Source organism: Phyllobacterium sophorae (genome assembly GCF_003010965.1).
Lineage (GTDB): Bacteria > Pseudomonadota > Alphaproteobacteria > Rhizobiales > Rhizobiaceae > Phyllobacterium > Phyllobacterium sophorae.
Genome location: NZ_PGGM01000002.1, coordinates 685177 through 703665, shown reverse-complemented (window position 1 = coordinate 703665; position 18489 = coordinate 685177). Strand labels below are relative to the sequence as shown.

General features: G+C 57.4%; 25 protein-coding genes and 1 pseudogene. 3 read left to right on the top strand and 23 right to left on the bottom strand.

Going from position 1 to position 18489, the window contains the following annotated elements; all coding sequences use genetic code 11:
- Positions 1-157: 157 nt before the first annotated feature.
- Positions 158-1933: a glucan ABC transporter ATP-binding protein/ permease gene (locus tag CU103_RS07450; protein ID WP_106663231.1), complete on the top strand. Its 1776-nt coding sequence runs from the start codon at positions 158-160 to the stop codon at positions 1931-1933.
- 64 nt (positions 1934-1997) lie between these two features.
- On the opposite strand, the gene CU103_RS07445 is transcribed toward CU103_RS07450, so the two are convergent.
- The gene (locus tag CU103_RS07445) at positions 1998-3311 is read right to left on the bottom strand and encodes a replication-associated recombination protein A (RefSeq protein ID WP_106663230.1); all 1314 of its coding nucleotides are present in this window, start codon (positions 3309-3311) and stop codon (positions 1998-2000) included.
- Between the two features lie 18 nt (positions 3312-3329).
- Positions 3330-4694: a DegQ family serine endoprotease gene (locus CU103_RS07440; RefSeq protein ID WP_106663355.1), complete on the bottom strand. Its 1365-nt coding sequence runs from the start codon at positions 4692-4694 to the stop codon at positions 3330-3332.
- A 285-nt stretch (positions 4695-4979) separates the two neighbouring features.
- Here CU103_RS07440 and CU103_RS07435 point away from each other — a divergent pair, with 285 nt between their 5' ends.
- A complete protein-coding gene (locus CU103_RS07435; protein ID WP_162707138.1) occupies positions 4980-5792 on the top strand; it encodes an AraC family transcriptional regulator in 813 nt (270 codons plus the stop codon).
- An 86-nt stretch (positions 5793-5878) separates the two neighbouring features.
- Entirely contained in the window at positions 5879-6490 is a 612-nt protein-coding gene (locus CU103_RS07430; RefSeq protein ID WP_106663228.1) for a LysE family translocator, read from the top strand.
- Positions 6491-6492: 2 nt separating this feature from the next.
- On the opposite strand, the gene CU103_RS07425 is transcribed toward CU103_RS07430, so the two are convergent.
- The 21 genes and pseudogenes from CU103_RS07425 to rplN form a co-directional block, all read right to left on the bottom strand.
- Positions 6493-6906, bottom strand: coding sequence for a DUF1801 domain-containing protein (locus CU103_RS07425; RefSeq protein ID WP_106663227.1), 414 nt, complete (start codon positions 6904-6906; stop codon positions 6493-6495).
- A 77-nt stretch (positions 6907-6983) separates the two neighbouring features.
- A complete protein-coding gene (locus tag CU103_RS07420) occupies positions 6984-7394 on the bottom strand; it encodes an SRPBCC family protein (protein WP_106663226.1) in 411 nt (136 codons plus the stop codon).
- Positions 7395-7443: 49 nt separating this feature from the next.
- Positions 7444-7881: a DUF1801 domain-containing protein gene (locus CU103_RS07415; RefSeq protein WP_245448662.1), complete on the bottom strand. Its 438-nt coding sequence runs from the start codon at positions 7879-7881 to the stop codon at positions 7444-7446.
- A 110-nt stretch (positions 7882-7991) separates the two neighbouring features.
- Complete coding sequence (locus tag CU103_RS07410) at positions 7992-8315, bottom strand: ArsR/SmtB family transcription factor (protein WP_106663224.1); 324 nt, start codon at positions 8313-8315, stop codon at positions 7992-7994.
- Between the two features lie 193 nt (positions 8316-8508).
- A pseudogene (locus tag CU103_RS07405) lies at positions 8509-8967 on the bottom strand (hypothetical protein); the annotation flags it as partial.
- A gap of 278 nt (positions 8968-9245) precedes the next feature.
- The gene (gene rplQ / locus CU103_RS07400; RefSeq protein ID WP_106663222.1) at positions 9246-9674 is read right to left on the bottom strand and encodes a 50S ribosomal protein L17; all 429 of its coding nucleotides are present in this window, start codon (positions 9672-9674) and stop codon (positions 9246-9248) included.
- A gap of 72 nt (positions 9675-9746) precedes the next feature.
- Positions 9747-10760 carry a DNA-directed RNA polymerase subunit alpha gene (locus CU103_RS07395; protein WP_099999147.1) on the bottom strand — a complete coding sequence of 338 codons (1014 nt, stop codon included), beginning with the start codon at positions 10758-10760 and terminating at the stop codon, positions 9747-9749.
- Between the two features lie 110 nt (positions 10761-10870).
- Positions 10871-11260 (bottom strand): 30S ribosomal protein S11, encoded by a 390-nt coding sequence (gene rpsK, locus CU103_RS07390; RefSeq protein ID WP_008124952.1) that lies wholly within the window; start codon positions 11258-11260, stop codon positions 10871-10873.
- Positions 11261-11390: 130 nt separating this feature from the next.
- Entirely contained in the window at positions 11391-11759 is a 369-nt protein-coding gene (rpsM, locus tag CU103_RS07385; protein ID WP_106663221.1) for a 30S ribosomal protein S13, read from the bottom strand.
- Between the two features lie 210 nt (positions 11760-11969).
- Positions 11970-12620 carry an adenylate kinase gene (locus CU103_RS07380; RefSeq protein ID WP_106663220.1) on the bottom strand — a complete coding sequence of 217 codons (651 nt, stop codon included), beginning with the start codon at positions 12618-12620 and terminating at the stop codon, positions 11970-11972.
- Positions 12617-13957, bottom strand: a complete 1341-nt coding sequence (gene secY, locus CU103_RS07375; protein WP_106663219.1) for a preprotein translocase subunit SecY — start codon at positions 13955-13957, stop codon at positions 12617-12619. The genes CU103_RS07380 and secY overlap by 4 nt, the downstream gene beginning before the upstream one ends.
- A 129-nt stretch (positions 13958-14086) precedes the next feature.
- Positions 14087-14563, bottom strand: coding sequence for a 50S ribosomal protein L15 (rplO, locus tag CU103_RS07370; protein ID WP_106663218.1), 477 nt, complete (start codon positions 14561-14563; stop codon positions 14087-14089).
- 17 nt (positions 14564-14580) lie between these two features.
- Complete coding sequence (gene rpmD / locus CU103_RS07365) at positions 14581-14781, bottom strand: 50S ribosomal protein L30 (protein ID WP_106663217.1); 201 nt, start codon at positions 14779-14781, stop codon at positions 14581-14583.
- Between the two features lie 68 nt (positions 14782-14849).
- Complete coding sequence (rpsE, locus tag CU103_RS07360; protein WP_091922984.1) at positions 14850-15413, bottom strand: 30S ribosomal protein S5; 564 nt, start codon at positions 15411-15413, stop codon at positions 14850-14852.
- 101 nt (positions 15414-15514) lie between these two features.
- Positions 15515-15877 carry a 50S ribosomal protein L18 gene (rplR, locus tag CU103_RS07355; protein WP_091876984.1) on the bottom strand — a complete coding sequence of 121 codons (363 nt, stop codon included), beginning with the start codon at positions 15875-15877 and terminating at the stop codon, positions 15515-15517.
- Between the two features lie 12 nt (positions 15878-15889).
- Positions 15890-16423, bottom strand: a complete 534-nt coding sequence (rplF, locus tag CU103_RS07350; RefSeq protein WP_106663216.1) for a 50S ribosomal protein L6 — start codon at positions 16421-16423, stop codon at positions 15890-15892.
- Between the two features lie 25 nt (positions 16424-16448).
- On the bottom strand, positions 16449-16847 hold the full coding sequence (gene rpsH / locus CU103_RS07345; protein WP_099999154.1) for a 30S ribosomal protein S8: 399 nt from the start codon (positions 16845-16847) through the stop codon (positions 16449-16451).
- Positions 16848-16859: 12 nt separating this feature from the next.
- On the bottom strand, positions 16860-17165 hold the full coding sequence (gene rpsN / locus CU103_RS07340; protein ID WP_099999155.1) for a 30S ribosomal protein S14: 306 nt from the start codon (positions 17163-17165) through the stop codon (positions 16860-16862).
- Between the two features lie 25 nt (positions 17166-17190).
- Positions 17191-17748, bottom strand: coding sequence for a 50S ribosomal protein L5 (rplE, locus tag CU103_RS07335; RefSeq protein WP_099999156.1), 558 nt, complete (start codon positions 17746-17748; stop codon positions 17191-17193).
- Complete coding sequence (gene rplX, locus CU103_RS07330; RefSeq protein WP_106663215.1) at positions 17741-18052, bottom strand: 50S ribosomal protein L24; 312 nt, start codon at positions 18050-18052, stop codon at positions 17741-17743. The genes rplE and rplX overlap by 8 nt, the downstream gene beginning before the upstream one ends.
- Positions 18053-18062: 10 nt before the next feature.
- Entirely contained in the window at positions 18063-18431 is a 369-nt protein-coding gene (gene rplN / locus CU103_RS07325; protein WP_008124924.1) for a 50S ribosomal protein L14, read from the bottom strand.
- Between the last annotated feature and the right edge of the window lie 58 nt (positions 18432-18489).

The window sequence follows — 18489 nt, the reverse complement described above, 5'->3', positions numbered from 1 at the left end:
TTGAATCATCACGGGACGTTACGCGACGTAGAAAAATGTTCCTTGTAGGAACGCACAACTACGAAGACTTTAGAGCATTGAATATTGCGGTGCACAAGAGTCTGATGCAGAGTCAATCTGCGGCGTGAGTAGCAGCCCAAGCAAGCGGAGTGGCATAGTGTCATTGTTGAACATCTATTGGAAATCGCTCCAATATCTCGGCGCTGAAAAGCGCGCGACCGTGTTTATCTGCGTGGTCAACATCGCCTTGGCTCTGACGATGCTGTTTGAGCCGTTGCTAATGGGCCTCGTCATCCAGGCAATTGCTGACAAGGCGGACATATGGGTTCCCCTTACTCAATTGGCTGCAGTTGGCTTGTTCCACATCGGCGCCAATGTACTCGTTGCGAGGGAGGCCGACCGGCTTGCGCATCGGCGCAAACTCGCCGTACTCACCGAATCTTACAATCGCGTGATCAGCATGCCGCTTTCGTGGCACCACCAGCGCGGCACATCCAATGCGATGCATACGCTTTTGCGCGCCATCGAGACATTGTTCGGCCTGTGGCTCGAATTCATGCGCACTCACCTCGCGACCACCGTTGCGCTCGTCGGGCTCATTCCCATGGCTGTGGCGCAGGACTGGCGTCTGGCTTCCGTATTGGCGGTTCTGGGTGTCGTTTATGTCCTCGTGAGCCGCTTTGTGACAGCAAAGACCAAGGACGGTCAGGCTCAGGTCGAGCGTCATCACATTACGGCCTTCAGCCACGTTACCGACTCGATGGGCAATATCTCTGTCCTGCAAAGCTACAATCGTATCGACGAAGAAACGCGTGCGCTGCAGTCCTACGCGAAGCAGCTGCTTGCCGCGCAATACCCTGTACTGAACTGGTGGGCCCTGGCCGCCGGCATCAACCGCATGGCGTCTACTATATCCATCCTCGTGGTTCTGGCCCTCGGCGCACATTTCGTCATGCAAGGCCAAATGCTGGTCGGTCAGGTCGTGTCGTTCATCGGCTTCGCCGGCCTGCTCATTGGTCGCCTGGATCAGCTCAGCGCCTTTGTGAACCAGATTTTCGCGGCCCGCGCAAAGCTTGAGGATTTCTTCGATATGGAAGCCTCCGCGGCCTATGCGGTAGAACCAAAGACGGTTCATGACATTGACAATGTCAGCGGCGATGTCGAATTCAAGAATGTGTCGTTCGAATTCGCCAATTCGACCCAGGGCCTGAAGAATGTCTCGTTCAAGGCAAAGGCCGGTCAGACAGTTGCGATTGTCGGCCCGACCGGTGCCGGCAAGACGACGCTGATCAACCTGCTGCAGCGTGTCTATGATCCAAAGGAAGGCCGTATTCTTGTCGATGACATAGATACGCGCACGATCAGCCGCCGTTCGCTGCGCAACGCCATCGCTACGGTGTTCCAGGATGCCGGCATGTTCAACCGTTCGATCGAGGACAATATCCGTATTGGCCGCCCGAAAGCCAGTGCCGAGGACGTGCTTGCTGCTGCCGAAGCTGCCGATGCAAGCGACTTCATCCTCGCGAAGTCCGGCGGCTACGGCACGGTTGTTGGCGAACGCGGTTCGCAGCTCTCCGGCGGTGAACGCCAGCGGGTTGCCATTGCCCGTGCCATCCTCAAGGACGCGCCGATCCTCGTGCTCGACGAGGCAACCAGTGCGCTCGACGTCGAAACCGAAGCACGCGTCAAGGTTGCAGTGGACAAGCTGTGCCAGAACCGCACGACGTTCATCATCGCACACCGTCTTTCCACGGTCCGCGACGCCGATATCGTGCTCTTCATGGATCAGGGTGAAGTAATCGAATCCGGCAGCTTCGATGAGCTGGCGCGTCAGAACGGCCGCTTCACCTCGCTGCTCAAAGCCGGCGGCCTGAAGCTCGACGACGACACGGCAAACGTCACGCCATTCCCGCGCAAGCCGGAAGCTGCTTAAGAGCCTCGGGCTCTAACGCGCAAACGTCCACGCAAACGAAAGGCCGCTATTGAGCGGCCTTTCCTTATTCTTCTCCGCGTTCCTGGCGAAGCTTGTTCCAGTAATCGATCCGTTTGCGGATCTCACGTTCAAAGCCGCGCTCCGGCGGATCGTAGAACGTCTGCCGGCCGAGGGCGTCCGGAAAATAGTTCTGGCCGGAAAAGGCATCGGGCTGATCATGGTCATAGGCGTAACCCTTGCCATACCCTTCGCCCTTCATCAGCTTGGTCGGAGCATTGAGGATGTGCTTCGGCGGAACGAGCGAGCCATTCTGTTTTGCGACCGCCATGGCGGCCTTGTAGGCCGTATAGACAGCGTTGGATTTCGGCGCGGTGGCGAGATAGACGCAGGCCTGCGCCAAGGCGAGTTCGCCTTCCGGCGAGCCCAGATAGTCATAGGCATCCTTCGCGGCAATGCAGATCACGAGCGCCTGCGGATCAGCCATGCCGATATCCTCGCTGGCCATGCGTACCAGCCGCCGGCCGAGATAAAGCGGGTCCTCGCCCGCGTCGAACATCCGGCAAAGGTAATAGAGCGCAGCATCGGGATCGGATCCGCGCACAGACTTATGCAGGGCCGAGATAAGATTGTAGTGTCCGTCCTGGCTCTTGTCATAGACCGGCGCCCGGCGCTGCACGATCTGCTGCACCCGCTCGGCATCGAATAGCTCGCCGTCGCGTGCCGCGCGCCAGACTTCCTCGGCAAGCGTCAGGATTGCCCGTCCGTCGCCGTCAGCCATCCGGACAAGGCTCGCGCGTGCCTCCGCAGTCAAGGGCAAGGCTTTGCTCTCATGGCCCTCCGCACGCTCCAGCAGGGCGCTGAGGCTTGCCTCGTCATGCGGGTGAAACACCAGAACCCTGGCGCGAGACAGGAGAGCGGCGTTCAGTTCGAATGAAGGGTTTTCCGTGGTCGCTCCGACGAGGACGATTGTCCCGTCCTCCATTACCGGCAGGAATGAATCCTGCTGCGCCCGGTTGAAGCGATGGATCTCGTCGACAAACAACAGAGTTTGGCGGCCGGACATTTTGCGTGCCCGCGCCATGTCAAAGACCTTCTTCAGGTCGGCGACACCGGAAAAGATAGCGGAAATCTGTTCGAAAGCCAGATTGGTCTCATTGGCAAGCAGCCGTGCCACTGTCGTCTTGCCGGTTCCCGGCGGGCCCCAGAAAATCATCGAGCCAAGCGAACCGGCATCGATCATGCGCGTCAATACACCTTCCGGGCCGGTCAGGTGCTCCTGTCCGGTGACTTCCCCCAGCGTTTTCGGCCGCAGCCGGTCGGCAAGCGGCCGGCTCCTGTCCAATGCCGGATCGTCATGGACCGAAAACAGATCCGCCATACTCTCTACCTATCTCTTCTAGCGAATGACTTGCCTGATTATGTCACCACCCCGCTCAAATTCGAAGCGCCAAAGCACCGGCTTGCTTGACATTGCCTTTGTCAGATCGGCCATGGTTGCGATTTCCGCGCCGTTTATCCCACGCACAATATCGCCGGGCTGCAAGCCGATCCGCGCGGCGGGCGTATTCGGGAAAATTTTGTCAACCGCCACGCCCTCCGTATCGGACGGCAGGCGCAGACGCGCCGCACCTTCCGGAGTGAGCTTGATAACATGCGCACCGGAAAGGGGATTTCTGCCCTGAATGAGCATCTGATTGTCCGGGGAGTCCGGTCCCGGCTTTTCCAAGACGACCGTGATGGTCTTTTCCTTCGAGCGGCTCAATACGTCCAGCCTTATCGTCTTGCCTATGCCTGCGGTGCTCAGGCGGTAACCAAGCCCGTCCGGATTTTCGATCCGCATCTCATCCACCGATAAAACCACATCGCCGACGAGCAGCCCGCCCTTCTCTGCCGGTCCGTTCTTGGTGATATTCGTCACCAGGGCGCCATAGGGCTGTTTCATGCCAAGCCCTTCAGCGACATCCGGAGTCACATTCTGAAAAGCAGCACCGATGTACGGGCGTTCAAACGTGTCCGCACCGCCCTTTGCCGTCTCAACAACCGCCCGTACCATATTGGAAGGAATGGCAAATCCGATTCCGATTGATCCGCCGGAACGCGAAAAGATCGCGGTGTTGATGCCAATGAGCTTGCCGGTCATATCGATCAGTGCACCGCCCGAATTGCCGGGATTGATCGCTGCATCGGTCTGTATGAAGAAATCGAAGTCGGAAATTCCGACACGTGTTCGCGCCTGCGCCGAAACGATACCGCTCGTCACCGTCTGCCCGACACCGAACGGATTGCCGATGGCCAGCACGAGATCGCCCACCTCCACCTGGTCGGAATCGGCCAATGGCAAGGCGGGCAGCGGCTCACCGGCATCGATCTTCAGGATCGCGAGGTCGGTGGATTCGTCTTTCAGAAGAACTTTCGAGTCAAACTCCCGCCCATCCGATAGCGCAACCTTCACCGTATCGGCATTGCGAATGACGTGATTGTTCGTCACGATGATCCCCGACGCATCGGCAATCACGCCGGAACCGAGCGAGGATTGCACGCGCGGAGGGCCGTTGAACTGCTGTCCACCGAAGAATTGCTCGAAGAACGGATCGCCGGCAAAGGGCGAGCGTGTCTGTACCGCTTGCGCCGCATAGACATTGACGACGGCGCCAGCCGTTTGCTTCACGAGCGGCGCGAAGGAGAGCTGAAGCTCGCTGCGGGTTGCGGGCAGTTGCTTGGCCGTATCGGTGGCCGTCTGTGCATGAAGTGGCGCCACCATGCCGGCAAGAACTGCGGTGCACAGGAAAAATGCCCGGGTCGATGGTGGGACTTTGAAACTCATATCAATCTCCGGATACGTAATGAATCAGTCAAACTGTCTCGACCAATGTGGTGATTTTGAACGGAGATACCAGCCAAGAAACAAAGCAAATTTGAGACATATGATTACACCTCTTATCCCGCCCCAGGTTGCACCTTCTTGAGACCGGGGATTTGGGATAACTTAGAGCAAGTTTTGTCTGTTTGGGACCCGGTACGCATGCAGAAGCGGAATGGAAATGGGGTGTTGAAGGGTCAATTCAGGATTTATCCCTGCGAAGTGGCCGGTATTGAGGTCATCGAGGCTGCAACGCGCCATTCCTTTCCACGGCATACGCATGAGCAGTATGGCATTGGCGTCATTCATCAAGGCGCGCAGAAATCCCATAGCGGTCGCGGCACGGTGGAAGCGGGGCCAGGCAATGTCATCACCGTCAATCCCGGCGAGGTGCATGACGGCATGCCCATAGGCGATGCCGGCCGCTCGTGGCGAATGCTCTATTTCGACCCGGAGATTGTCAGTCAGGCCGTTTGCGACATGAATGAAGGCGGTCGGCCGGGTTGCGAGTTTGCACAGCCGGTGATGGACAATGCCAGCGTGGCGGCGCTGTTCCAGCAGCTGTTTTCAACCATGATAACGCCCTGCAACACGTCATCCCAACTCCATCGCGAAGAGCTCTTGTTGGCATTGCTTGACGGCATCATCGACAAACGGCAAGAAAATAAGGTATCCCGCCCGGCACCTTTCGCCGTGCGCAAGGCACAGGTTCTGATCGACGATCAGCCGGCCGCCCCGATCACACTGGCGGATCTCGCCCGGGAATCCGGCCTGAGCCGGTTTCAGCTCCTGCGCGGCTTTGCCAAGGCAACTGGTCTCACGCCACACGCCTATCTCATGCAGCGGCGGATTGATGCCGCCCGCCGCCTGATCGCGCGAGGATCTGGTCTGGCAGATGCCGCCGCAGCAAGCGGCTTCGCCGACCAAAGCCATATGACACGCCTGTTCGTTCGCATATACGGTGTCTCTCCGGGTGCTTATGCTGCCGCTGTCGCCTGATTTTTTGCTCCTCTTGCAATCCTGTTCAAGACGAACGGCTCCCGTTCGGTTTCAGTGCGTTAACTGAACCCTTAAGGAGCATTATCGTGGGCATCGAGTTCCTCATTACATCATTCATCATCGTGATCTCGCCCGGGACAGGGGTGGTCTATACTCTGGCGACCGGCCTCGCGCGGGGAGCCAAGGCGAGCGTCGCGGCAGCAACCGGCTGCACAATCGGCATCATTCCACATATGGCAGCGGCTATCGGAGGTTTGGCGGCGATCCTGCACACAAGCGCCCTCGCCTTCCACACCTTCAAATATGTGGGTGTCGCCTATCTTCTCTATATGGCCTGGAACGCGTTGCGCGAAAAGGGATCGCTGAATGTCGAGGATGACGGCGGTGAAAGGTCATTGATGCAAGTGACCATCACCGCAATCCTGATCAACATACTCAATCCAAAACTGTCGATTTTCTTTCTGGCGTTCCTGCCGCAATTCGTCAGTGGCGCCGAGCCCCAGCCGCTCATGCGCATGCTCAGCTTGAGCGGTGTCTTCATGGCGATGACCTTCGTCGTGTTCGTCGCCTACGGTCTATTCGCCGCGTCCGTGCGCAACCATGTCATCTCGCGTCCGCGGATATTGACGTGGATGCGCCGGACATTTGCCGGAGCGTTCGTTGCGCTGGGGGTCAAGCTGGCTCTGGCGGACCGGTGAAGTCAGGTGGAAGTGGTTGACTTTCGCGCCGGTGACCTGTTCAGGGCAGCAGCGGCGCGTATGAGCGTCTTGAAGGCATCCTCATCTATTTCATCCCCCTCATGGAAATCGATAGCGCGCCTGGTGTTGCCTTCCAGGCTGGAATTAAACAGTCCTGAAGGGTCATCAACCGAGGCGCCCTTGGCGAAGGTCACCTTCACGGCACTCTTGTACGTCTCGCCGGTGCAGATCATTCCATCTTTATACCAAACCGGGACACCTCTCCACTTCCACTCCTCGACAACCTCGGGGACAGCCTGTTTGATGAGTGCGCGGACATGGGAGAGCGTCTTGCCCCGCCAATCATCCAGTTCCTTGATCCTCGCGTCGATCAGCCGGGAAGGCGATTCGCCCGTGGTCGTTGCGCTATTTTTCATGTTGTTTGCACCTCATTCCGCTGTTTTTCTATCTTGCGACCAAACAGGACCTGACTTTGAACTGTGCCGGCAGAATTTCAGTCTATCCGTGCCAGGACTTGCTCCAGATTTCCGAAGAACTGCTGCCAGCCGCTCTTGGCGCCCCCGTAGGCCTGCTGCTGATCCGCACGGAAACCCGCCTGCTCCATGCGCAGATGGGTCCCCGTTCCCATCGGGGTCAGGGTCCAGGTGACGACGCTCTCAAGCCCGTAGGCCGCCCACGTGTACGACAGCGTCTTGTTCGGCTCGATCGCAAGCACCTGACAGTCTACAGCGCCCCAGTCGGCGCGAAGATTGAAACGGTGGCCCATGTCCGGTTTGAAGTCGTTGTTCATCAGCCACTCCGCGATCAGGTGTGGTTGCGTGAGCGCGCGCCAGATCTTTTCCGGCGGATGCGGCATCTCCCGTTCGATAACGACTGAGCGTGTTTCGGTCGCGCTTTGGCTCATTGGATTCGTCCTCTTGGTGTTTTCCAGGCTGCTTTCTTCATCTGACCATTCACATGCGCTCGCCGGGCAATTCGCTCGCCTGTTTTACCCAAGCGGCAAGCTGCGCTTCGTCAAGCTGGTCGTTCTCGTGGATGTGGTAATAGCGTACGTCGTGCATCTTGGACGCGACGGGAGGAACGGGACGCAGCGAGGTGCCACGAAAGAAGGTAATTTTGACGTACTTCTCAAAGCAATGGACGCCGAGGAACCAGCCTTCGCCCTCAAAACCGTAGAGCGGCGTGTTCCATTTGACCGCCTTGTACACGCCCGGTACGGTGCGCACAATGAGTGCATCGAGCCGGCGCCCGACATCGCTCTTCCAACCGGGCATCGCCGCAATGTAAGCCTGCACGGGGGCGTCGCCATAGGCTTTCGCGATCTGCGGGTTACCGCCCGCGAGGAGGACCGGCTTCCCGGGCTCGCTCGGCTGCACCTTCGGTTTCGCCATACGCGGCTTGGCCGCCTTTGCCCCCTTGGCGGCGGCGTCATTTGCGACCTTCGCCGGCCCCCTGGATGTCTTTTTGGCATTGACGGAGAGCGCTTCGGTAGCAGGTTTGCTCATTGGTCCATCCTTTTCAGCAAGTCTTCGAGGTGGTCGAACCGGTTCTGCCAGAACCCAGCCATTTCCTTTGTCCAGTCGAGCAGCGGGGCCAAGGCACCGAGCTGCGCGCTATAATGGGTCTGTCGTCCTTCATGGCGGTCACGTACCAGCCCGGCTCGCCTCAGGACCCCGAGGTGCTTCGACACAGCCGGTTGCGAGACCCCGGACTGAGCTGTCAGTGCCCCTACCGTCTGCTCTCCTTCATGGCACAACCGTTCGAAGAGGGCCCGCCGGGTCGGATCCGCGAGCGTTCTGAAGAGCACATCGTGAGCATTTGTCATTTAGATCGATAACCCGCTGGCTATTGATTGACTTATAACCACGGAGATATGTGTTAGTCAAGCGTGACCGTCGGACGATCGTGGCCATGTCTTGGGCGGCACCCCCGAACACGAAATGCGGGCCGGCGACGCCCGACACCAGCTGCGTTGGACTTGAGTTGGGATATTAGCCGGCAGTGTCTGCAAGAAGCTGCTACCTGCCCGCCGTCAGCACCTTCTGACAGCCTGGCGACAGTCGTGCCATGTTCTTCCTCAGGCAGGCAATTCCGCGACCCCCGCCAAGTGCTACCGAACTGCAAAGTGACCTGAAGTCCGGACCGCACTCCTGACGCGCGATGGCCATTTCTTCGCGGGGCGTAAACGTCGGTGCGGGTGTGGCAGGCGCAGCCGCAGCTGGCGCAGTTGCAGAAGAAGCTTTCCCCGTAGTCGCTGCCGGTGCGGTTTTCCCGCCTCCAAGGGCACCAATCGCCTGTTGGCAACCGGCTGACAGTGACGAGCTATGCTGTTGCAAGCACGAAAGGGCGGCCTGACCGCCTGGCTGGACACCCGAGCACTGTGCCATGAAATCAGAGCGGCAGGCTGATTTGATCGCATTTTGCTGCGCTTGTGTCGGCTGCTGGGCCGCTGCAGCACCGGCAAAGACGCAAGCCGCCAACCATACTGGCAATGCCATTCCTGATACCCAACGGCGATTGCGATTTGCGATTGCTGTATTGAGTTGCGTGTTTTCTCGCTGACTCCTGTTCATCGAACCCTCCCTGGAGCTTTTCATACGGAAAGGTTGGAGAAGCGATCTGAACGATTCAAGTACGTAACGGTTACACCGGAAAAATTGGAGGCTGAATTCTCCCGGGCCGTCGCCGGCAAATCAACAAACACAAAAAGGGGGCGCGGGCCCCCTTTTCAATTCCTATAGCGTCGAAGCGTCGATTACGCTGCTTCGGCTTCGCTAGCCTGTTCGGCGGCAACGCGGGCCAGGTCCTTGGAACCCTTGGCACTGGTATCGCGATCGACGAATTCGACGACTGCGAGCGGTGCATTGTCACCGGTGCGGAAACCCGCCTTCATGATGCGGATGTAGCCGCCGTTGCGCTGGCCGTAGCGCGGAGCAAGTGTATCGAACAACTTGGCGACGAGCTTCGCATCGCGGATTGCCGAAATGGCCTGACGACGTGCGTGCAGGTCACCGCGCTTGCCGAGCGTGACAAGCTTTTCAACGATGGGGCGAATTTCCTTGGCCTTGGGCAGCGTTGTCACGATCTGCTCATGCTCAATCAATGATGCAGCCATATTGGCAAACATCGCCTTACGATGGCTGGCAGTCCGGTTAAGCTTGCGGCCTGAATTACCGTGGCGCATGAGCCTTCTCCTTCAGTTTCTCTTTTTCGGGCTCACGGCCCGGGCTTTGTTGTCGGGCAAGAGCCCGGGTTCTTAATATTGGTCTTCGTAACGCTTCGCGAGATCTTCGATGTTCTCCGGCGGCCATGAAGGAACTTCCATACCGAGATGGAGACCCATGGAAGCCAGAACTTCCTTGATTTCGTTCAGTGACTTGCGGCCGAAGTTCGGTGTGCGCAGCATTTCTGCTTCTGTCTTCTGGATAAGATCGCCAATGTAGACGATGTTATCATTCTTCAGGCAGTTTGCCGAACGAACCGAGAGTTCGAGTTCATCGACCTTCTTGAGCAGAGCCGGGTTGAACGCAAGTTCGGTAACCTGTTCCTGCTGAACTTCCTTCTGCGGCTCGTCGAAGTTGACGAAGATTGCCAGCTGGTCCTGAAGAATGCGCGCTGCATAGGCAACGGCATCTTCGCCGGAGATCGAACCATCGGTCTCGATCTGCAGGATCAGCTTGTCGTAATCGAGAACCTGACCTTCGCGGGTGTTCTCGATCTTGTAAGACACCTTGCGAACCGGAGAATAAAGGCTGTCGACCGGAATCAAGCCGATCGGAGCATCTTCTGCGCGGTTGCGGTCAGCCGGAACGTAGCCCTTGCCAGTGTTGACAGTGAATTCCATGCGGATTTCAGCGCCTTCATCCAGCGTGCAGATCACGTGTTCCGGATTGAGGATTTCGATATCGCCAACGGTCTGGATATCGCCAGCCGTTACGACGCCCGGACCTTCCTTGCGGACGACCATGCGCTTTGGACCGTCGCTCTCCATATGGATCGCGATTTCCTTGATGTTGAGGACGATGTCCGTCACATCTTCACGCACGCCGGGGATCGACGAGAATTCATGCAGAACGCCGTCGATCTGCACAGCTGTTACGGCAGCGCCGCGCAGCGAGGACAGGAGCACACGGCGCAAGGCATTGCCGAGCGTCAAGCCATAGCCGCGTTCAAGCGGCTCAGCGACGACCGTTGCCTTGGTCTTCGAGCCGGAGGTCTGAAACTCGACCTTGTTCGGCTTGATCAATTCTTGCCAGTTCTTCTGGATCATTTAATTTTCCTTCATCCTTGCCTTTACCACCATCCAATCGTGGCATTGAGGCGTGGAAACCGCAGAGGAGCTGAAAATCAGCTCATGCGGCCAAATCCTGTCGCAAAAGATTAGACGCGGCGACGCTTGCGCGGGCGGCAGCCATTGTGCGGGATCGGCGTTACGTCGCGAATGGACGTAATCGTGAAACCGGCAGCCTGGAGTGCGCGCAGAGCCGATTCACGGCCGGAGCCAGGTCCGCAAACTTCAACCTCGAGCGAACGCATGCCATGTTCCTGTGCCTTCTTGGCGCAGTCTTCGGCAGCCATCTGTGCAGCGAAAGGCGTGGATTTACGCGAACCCTTGAAGCCCTGCGCACCGGCGGAGGACCAGGCAATCGCGTTGCCCTGTGCATCCGTAATGGTGATCATCGTGTTGTTGAATGTCGAATTGACGTGGGCAACGCCCGACGAAATATTCTTGCGCTCGCGACGGCGAACGCGCGTGGCTTCTTTGGCCATGGTAGTCCTTTCAGTTGATCTCGACGCCTCCGTATTTCCAGAGGCTCCACCGTGGTTTCAGTTAGAGTGCGAAACCAGCACTGATCTCTGCAAAAGCAGAACCGGCGCAGCGGACCGCGCCGGAATAAACTTACTTCTTCTTGCCGGCGATTGCCTTGGCAGGACCCTTGCGGGTACGCGCATTGGTATGCGTGCGCTGACCGCGAACCGGCAGCGAGCGGCGATGACGCAGACCGCGGTAGCAGCCCAGATCCATCAGACGCTTGATATTCATCGAAACTTCCCGACGCAGATCACCCTCAACCTGGTAATCACGATCGATGGTCTCGCGAATCTGCAAGACTTCCGCATCGGTCAACTGGTTGACGCGACGCTCTGCAGGAATGCCGACTTTCGCGACGATTTCCTGAGCAAACTTTTGACCAATCCCGTGAATGTACTGAAGCGCGATAACAACGCGCTTGTTCGTCGGGATGTTGACGCCAGCGATACGAGCCACGTCTGTTCTCCTTGTTAACCGGCAGAGCTGGAGTGCCAACGCGGCAGCCAGATGACGGGATGAAAAATGATATCCGGGACAAACACAAACGATCAGCCCCGAACCTGCTTTACCGGATCGGCGCCGACCGCTTTATATCCAAGCGAATTTGCGCCGTACTTGAAGGAATCGCTGTGAAAAGTCAACTCCCCCGATAGTTTTTTGTCAGAGTTACAATTCCGACAGAATTTTTTCGATCGACGCGGTGACATCTTCCATGTCCGCCATGCCATCGACCTTCTTCAGCTTCCCCTTGGCATAGTAGTAGCCAATCAATGGCGAAGTCTGCTTGTAGTATGCCTCCAGGCGCGTGCGCACCGTTTCGGCATTGTCGTCCGGACGGCGCTTGAATTCCGTCGAACCGCATTTGTCGCAGACACCCGCGACATGCGGCTTCTTGTTCGTATCGTGATAACCGGTACCGCACTTCGCACAGGAGTAACGACCGGATATACGCTCCACCAGAACATTGTCGTCCACTTCAAGCTCGATGACACCATCGAGTTCGAGGCCCTTGTCGGCCAGCATCTGTTCGACGGCATCGGCCTGAACAAGTGTGCGCGGATAGCCATCGAGGATAAACCCCTTGACCGCATCGGGCTGGTCGATGCGGTCAGAAACGATCGCATTGACGATTTCGTCGGAAACCAGGTTGCCGGCATCCATGACAGCCTTGGCCCGCAGGCCGACATCTGTTCCGGCCTTCACCGCCTCGCGCAACATGTCTCCGGTGGAGAGTTGCGGTACACCAAGTTTTTCTACCAAGCGCTGAGACTGAGTTCCCTTACCTGCCCCCGGTGGTCCGAGAAGTATTAATCTCATCTGTTACGTTTCCCCCCACGGAGCTTCGACTTCTTGATCAGCCCTTCATACTGGTGCGCAATCAGGTGCCCTTGGATCTGCGCAACCGTATCGAGAGTCACGCTCACGACAATCAGCAGCGACGTCCCGCCGAGATAGAAAGGAACACCGGCCCACGAGATCAGGAATTCAGGCAGCATGCAGATGATGACCAGGTAGATGGCGCCAAGAACCGTGACACGTGTCAGAACGTAGTCGATATATTCAGCCGTGCGTTCGCCGGGGCGGATGCCGGGAATGAAGCCAGAATGCTTCTTCAGCTGGTCGGCAGTATCCTTCGGGTTGAAGACGAGCGCCGTATAGAAGAAGGCGAAGAAGACGATCATCGCAGCATAAAGGAACATATAGGCAGGCTGGCCATGACCAAGCGATGACAGGATCGTCGTCGCCCAGGCCGGCATGTTCTGGCTATTGGCAAAGCCGGCAATCGTGGCAGGCAGCAGCAGCAGCGACGAAGCGAAGATCGGCGGAATAACGCCCGCTGTGTTGAGCTTCAGCGGCAGGTGCGACGTGTCGCCCTGGAACATGCGGTTACCGACCTGGCGCTTCGGGTATTGGATCAGCAGGCGGCGCTGTGCGCGCTCTACGAAAACGATGACCCCGATGACCGCCACCGTCAGCACGATGATGGCAAGGATGATGCCGGTCGACAGGGCGCCGGTACGGCCAAGTTCCAGCGTGCCGGATATAGCTTGCGGCAGGTTGGCGACGATGCCGGAGAAGATGATCAGCGAGATGCCGTTACCGATACCGCGCGCAGTGATCTGCTCGCCCAGCCACATGAGGAACATGGTGCCGCCGACAAGCGTGATGACGGTCGAGAACAGGAAGAACGGACCCGGATCGGCGACGATTCCCTGGCTGCCCTGCAGACCAACCGCAATCGCATAGGCTTGAACCGTTGCCAGAAGCACGGTGCCGTAGCGTGTATACTGGTTGATGACCTTGCGGCCCTGCTCGCCATCCTTCTTCAGCTGTTCCAGGGCCGGAACGACGGAAGTCATCAGCTGGACGATAATCGATGCCGAAATATAGGGCATGATGCCGAGCGCAAAAATCGCCATGCGGGCAACGGCGCCGCCGGCGAACATGTTGAACATCCCGAGGATGCCCTGCGCCTGATTGTTGAACGCCTGCGCATAGGCCTCGAGATTGATCCCCGGCAACGGGATATAAGTGCCGAGCCGGTAGACCAGCAATGCGCCGAGCGTAAACCAAATGCGCTTTTTGAGCTCTTCGGCCTTCGAGAAAGCAGAGAAATTGAGATTTGACGCGAGCTGTTCTGCGGCTGAAGCCATTATAGTCTCCGGTCTGTGCCCGTCAGGGCCTCGCCACCCGAAACGGGAATCGGCGGCTTTACCCAGATATGTGCCCTTGATAAAAGGTACAAGCGGCGATCGTGAAGATCGCCGCCTGAATAGTCCGATTTATTCTGCGGCTGCAGGAGCAGCTGGAAGCTTGACGGTACCGCCGGCCTTTTCGATCTTCTCGATCGCAGCCTTGGATGCACCGGAAACCTCGAACGTTACCGCAGTCGTGATCTCGCCGTCCGACAAGAGACGAACGCCGTCCTTGGGGCGGCGGATAACGCCGGCAGCCTTGAGAGCTTCGATCGTGACTGGTGCCTTGGCGTCGAGCTTCTTGGCGTCGATCGCAGTCTGGATGCGGCCAACCGATACGGTGTTGAAGTTCTTCGAGAAGATGTTGGTAAAACCGCGCTTTGGCAAGCGACGGTAAACCGGCATCTGACCGCCCTCGAAACCGTTGATGGCAACGCCCGAACGCGACTTCTGACCCTTGACACCACGACCGGCAGTCTTGCCGGAACCAGAACCGATACCACGGCCGACGCGCTTGCGGGCCTTGGTGGCGCCTGGATTTTCACTCAGATCATTGAGTTTCATTTGTCTAATCTCCGGTATCAAGCCTCGTCCACAACGCGGACGAGATGTTGAACCTTGGCAATCATGCCGCGTATTGAAGGCGTATCTTCAAGTGTACGGCGGCGATGCATCTTATTGAGGCCCAGGCCGATCAGCGTTGCGCGCTGTTCTGCTGGACGGCGGATAGGGCTGCCGATCTGTTCGACCGTAACCGTCTTACCCTTCTTCTTCTCAACCATGACTTTGTCCTTTAGTCTCTACAGTGAGCAGGGACCAAAGGCCCTGCCCTGCTGCGCCAGCTTCTGGCCTATTCTTCCGAACCGACCACGTCGCGGCGGCGAGCCTGCAGTGTCGAATACTTGATACCGCGCTGGGCAGCAATGTCCTTCGGATGCATCTGATGCTTCAGGGCATCAAATGTCGCGCGAACCATGTTGTACGGGTTCGACGAACCGAGCGACTTTGCGACAACGTCCTGCACGCCAAGCGTCTCGAAGACAGCGCGCATTGGTCCGCCGGCGATGATGCCTGTACCAGCTGTGGCTGCGCGAAGCAGAACCTTGCCGGCGCCATGACGGCCTTCAACGTCGTGATGAAGGGTGCGGCCCGAGCGCAGCGGCACGAAAATCATTTCGCGCTTGGCGGACTCAGTCGCCTTGCGGATAGCTTCCGGCACTTCACGTGCCTTGCCATGACCAAAACCTACGCGGCCCTTCTGATCGCCGACAACGACGAGAGCAGCAAAGCCAAAACGCCGGCCGCCCTTGACGACCTTGGCGACGCGGTTGATATGCACGAGCTTGTCAACGAATTCGCTATCGCGCTCTTCGTTGCGGCCGCGATCCTCGCGGCTTCTCTTTTCCTGCGCCATGCTCCTAATTCCTTTTTCTTTTCCGGTAGCACGAATGATATTTGCGAAATCCGGCTTGCAAGAGACAAGCCCTTGCAGTTCCGGATTTCGAAAGTTTTACCTTAGAAGCTGAGACCAGCTTCGCGGGCAGCTTCAGCAAGCGCCTTTACACGGCCGTGGTAAATATAAGCACCACGATCGAAGACGACTTCCTTGATGCCGGCCTTGACAGCGCGCTCTGCAACGAGCTTGCCGATCAGTGCCGCTGCGTCCGAATCTGCACCAGTCTTCAGCTTGCCCTTGAGGTCAGCTTCGAGAGTGGATGCGGATGCAATAGTGTGACCACGCGCATCATCGATGATTTGCGCATAGATATTCTTTGAAGAACGGTGGACGCTGAGCCGCGGACGGTCACCGGCAACCGCCTTGAGCTGGCGGCGAACACGCGAAGCGCGACGCTGAATGATTTCTTTCGGCGATGCCATGACACGAATTCCTTACTTCTTCTTGCCTTCTTTACGAACGATCTTCTCGCCCGCATATTTCACGCCCTTGCCCTTGTAAGGCTCTGGGCTACGATATTCGCGAATTTCAGCTGCGACCTGGCCAACCTGCTGCTTGTCGATGCCGGTGACGACGATTTCCGTCGGCTTCGGGACAGCAACTGTGATGCCTTCCGGCACCTGGTAGACTACTTCGTGGCTGAAGCCGAGCGACAGCTGCAGGTTCTTGCCCTGCATGGCCGCACGATAACCGACGCCGCTGATTTCAAGGCGCTTTTCGAAGCCGTCTTTAACACCGGTGAAGATGTTGACGACCATCGTGCGGCTCATGCCCCACTTCGAACGAGCGACCTTGGAATCGTCACGCGGGTTAACGCTGACGGCGCCGTCTTCAAACTTGACCACAACATCGTCATTGGCGACGAAGGAGAGTTCCCCCTTCGGACCTTTGGCCTTGATGGTCTGGCCGTCTACGCTGGCTGTTACGCCCTGCGGGACTGCCACGGGTTTTTTACCGATACGAGACATTTTTCAAACCTTTCCAAGCCGCTGCTTAGAATATACGGCAGAGCAATTCGCCGCCGACATTCTGTTCACGTGCCTCGTGGTCTGCCATCACGCCCTTCGGCGTCGACAGGATGGAAATACCAAGACCATTCGCAACCTGCGGAATCGACTTGACCGAAACGTAAACACGACGGCCGGGCTTCGAAATACGGGTGATCTCGCGAATTACCGGTACATTTTCAAAATATTTCAGTTCGATTTCGATCTCGGACTTGCCGTTCTCGAAATCAACCTGGCTATATCCGCGGATATAGCCTTCGGCCTGAAGAACATCCAGAACACGTGCACGCAGTTTGGAGGCAGGCGTGGAAACCTTGCCCTTCTTGCGCATCGTTGCGTTACGGATACGTGTCAGCATATCGCCGAGAGGATCTGTCATAGACATCCGTCTTCTCCCTTACCAGCTCGACTTCACGACGCCGGGCACCTGGCCGAGCGAACCCAGCTGGCGCAATGCGATACGCGACATCTTGATCTTGCGGTAGTAACCGCGCGGACGGCCCGAAACTTCGCAACGGTTGCGAATACGAACCTTGGTGGAATTGCGTGGCAGTTCTGCCAGCTGGATGGTAGCGCGGAAGCGCTCGTCCAACGGCAGCGACTGATTCATCACGATAGCCTTCAGGCGCGCGCGCTTTGCAGCGAAACGCTTTACCAGAAGACCACGGCGCTTGTTCTTTTCGACTGCGCTCGTCTTAGCCATTTCATATACCTCGCTACGCTTGCCGTTACTGGCGGAAGGGGAAGTTGAAGGCGCGCAGAAGAGCGCGTGCTTCATCATCCGTCTTTGCAGTCGTACAAACGATGATGTCCATGCCCCAGATCTGATCAACCTTGTCGTAGTTGATTTCCGGGAACACAATGTGTTCCTTGATGCCCATGGCAAAATTGCCACGACCGTCAAAGCTTTTTGGATTCAAGCCGCGGAAATCTCGAACGCGCGGGAGCGCAATCGTAATCAGACGGTCGATGAATTCATACATGCGCTCTTTACGAAGGGTGACCTTCGTACCGATCGGCATATTCTCACGCACCTTGAAGGTAGCGATCGAATTGCGCGCACGGGTAATAACCGGCTTCTGACCAGCAATCAATGCCAGATCTTCGGCTGCGACAGTTGGCTTCTTGGAGTCAGCCGTAGCTTCACCCACGCCCATGTTGAGGACAACCTTGGTGATGCGGGGGATCTGCATCTCGTTGTCGTATTTGAACTCCTCGAGAAGCGCTTTACGTACTACTTCAAAGTACTGCTTCTTCAGACGGGGTTCGATCTTTGCATCAGCCATCGATCAGATCTCCTGAACGCTTTGCTACACGTACCTTCTTGCCGTCTTCGAGGATCTTGAAGCCAACGCGGGTCGGCTTGCCATCCTTGTCGGCGATCGCAATATTCGACAGATGGAGCGGCGCTTCTTTCGAAATGATGCCGGCTTCCTGATTCTGTGTCTGCTTCTGGTGACGCTTGACAACATTGATACCGCGAACGAGCGCTTGCTCGTCCTTCGGCAAAACTTTGATTACTTCGCCGGTACGGCCCTTGTCCTTACCAGCAAGAACGACAACGCGGTCGCCTTTACGGATCTTCTGCATCGTCTGCTCCTTACAATACTTCTGGAGCCAGCGAGATGATCTTCATGTGGCTCTTTGCGCGGAGTTCGCGCGGAACCGGTCCGAAGATACGCGTGCCGATAGGCTCTTTCTTGTTGTCGATCAGGACGGCGGCGTTCTTGTCGAAACGAATAACGCTCCCGTCCGCGCGACGGATGTCCTTGGCGGTGCGAACAACCACCGCCTTCATCACGTCACCCTTTTTTACACGGCCGCGCGGAATTGCTTCCTTGATCGAAACGACAATAATGTCGCCGACCGAAGCATATTTCCGCTTCGAACCGCCCAGCACCTTGATGCACATGACACGACGTGCGCCGGAATTATCCGCCACGTCGAGGTTTGTTTGCATCTGAATCATGACTAGCCGCCTTCTTCTTGTTCAACCGGACTGGGCTTTCCTTGCCCCTCGCGATTGC

Bases quoted from the DNA above. Each gene is read 5' to 3' on its own strand.
- CU103_RS07445 (WP_106663230.1), bottom strand. From the start codon at position 3,311: ATGGCGGATCTGTTTTCGGTCCATGACGATCCGGCATTGGACAGGAGC.
- CU103_RS07440 (WP_106663355.1), bottom strand. From the start codon at position 4,694: ATGGTGGCGCCACTTCATGCACAGACGGCCACCGATACGGCCAAGCAA.
- CU103_RS07425 (WP_106663227.1), bottom strand. From the start codon at position 6,906: ATGAAAAATAGCGCAACGACCACGGGCGAATCGCCTTCCCGGCTGATC.
- CU103_RS07420 (WP_106663226.1), bottom strand. From the start codon at position 7,394: ATGAGCCAAAGCGCGACCGAAACACGCTCAGTCGTTATCGAACGGGAG.
- CU103_RS07415 (WP_245448662.1), bottom strand. From the start codon at position 7,881: ATGGCGAAACCGAAGGTGCAGCCGAGCGAGCCCGGGAAGCCGGTCCTC.
- CU103_RS07410 (WP_106663224.1), bottom strand. From the start codon at position 8,315: ATGACAAATGCTCACGATGTGCTCTTCAGAACGCTCGCGGATCCGACC.
- rplQ (WP_106663222.1), bottom strand. From the start codon at position 9,674: ATGCGCCACGGTAATTCAGGCCGCAAGCTTAACCGGACTGCCAGCCAT.
- CU103_RS07395 (WP_099999147.1), bottom strand. From the start codon at position 10,760: ATGATCCAGAAGAACTGGCAAGAATTGATCAAGCCGAACAAGGTCGAG.
- rpsK (WP_008124952.1), bottom strand. From the start codon at position 11,260: ATGGCCAAAGAAGCCACGCGCGTTCGCCGTCGCGAGCGCAAGAATATT.
- CU103_RS07380 (WP_106663220.1), bottom strand. From the start codon at position 12,620: ATGAGATTAATACTTCTCGGACCACCGGGGGCAGGTAAGGGAACTCAG.
- secY (WP_106663219.1), bottom strand. From the start codon at position 13,957: ATGGCTTCAGCCGCAGAACAGCTCGCGTCAAATCTCAATTTCTCTGCT.
- rplO (WP_106663218.1), bottom strand. From the start codon at position 14,563: ATGAAACTCAATGATCTGAGTGAAAATCCAGGCGCCACCAAGGCCCGC.
- rpmD (WP_106663217.1), bottom strand. From the start codon at position 14,781: ATGGTTGAGAAGAAGAAGGGTAAGACGGTTACGGTCGAACAGATCGGC.
- rpsE (WP_091922984.1), bottom strand. From the start codon at position 15,413: ATGGCGCAGGAAAAGAGAAGCCGCGAGGATCGCGGCCGCAACGAAGAG.
- rplR (WP_091876984.1), bottom strand. From the start codon at position 15,877: ATGGCATCGCCGAAAGAAATCATTCAGCGTCGCGCTTCGCGTGTTCGC.
- rplF (WP_106663216.1), bottom strand. From the start codon at position 16,423: ATGTCTCGTATCGGTAAAAAACCCGTGGCAGTCCCGCAGGGCGTAACA.
- rpsH (WP_099999154.1), bottom strand. From the start codon at position 16,847: ATGTCTATGACAGATCCTCTCGGCGATATGCTGACACGTATCCGTAAC.
- rpsN (WP_099999155.1), bottom strand. From the start codon at position 17,165: ATGGCTAAGACGAGCGCAGTCGAAAAGAACAAGCGCCGTGGTCTTCTG.
- rplE (WP_099999156.1), bottom strand. From the start codon at position 17,748: ATGGCTGATGCAAAGATCGAACCCCGTCTGAAGAAGCAGTACTTTGAA.
- rplX (WP_106663215.1), bottom strand. From the start codon at position 18,052: ATGCAGAAGATCCGTAAAGGCGACCGCGTTGTCGTTCTTGCTGGTAAG.
- rplN (WP_008124924.1), bottom strand. From the start codon at position 18,431: ATGATTCAGATGCAAACAAACCTCGACGTGGCGGATAATTCCGGCGCA.